1 protein-coding gene is annotated in these 354 nt (G+C 53.7%); it reads right to left on the bottom strand.

The window, feature by feature from the left end:
- Positions 1–354, bottom strand: a 354-nt coding sequence (locus ACT3SX_RS15620; RefSeq protein ID WP_444761883.1) for a hypothetical protein, incomplete at both ends; no start/stop codon positions are given.

Genomic DNA, 354 nt, shown 5'->3' with positions numbered 1-354 from the left:
TGAGTGGTAATGTCTTTCTCATCCACATCACCCATACCGATACCATCAAAGAGCGCACGGCTAATCACGGGACTGTCAATATCACCATACCAGTGGTTAAGCAGCACAGACTGACCGATGCGCGGAGCAAACTGCCACCCATGCGTCGCCCCCGATGACAGTTGTAATGCGCGTAGGGGTGGGGTGGTGCCGTCATCGTGATCACTAATACCTGACCAAACAGGGGTGGTGATGGTTTGTTGTAGATTGTCCTCAGTGATACTAGAGGCGTAACTAGGAGAGGGCGAGCGGCTCACATCTCCTGTACGCGCTTGCGTGAGGCCGTGATAGGTACTGCTGGCAAAAGACAAGCTG

Source organism: Psychrobacter sp. AOP31-B2-9 (genome assembly GCF_052378005.1).
GTDB lineage: Bacteria > Pseudomonadota > Gammaproteobacteria > Pseudomonadales > Moraxellaceae > Psychrobacter.
This window is presented reverse-complemented; position numbering and strand designations above follow the sequence as displayed.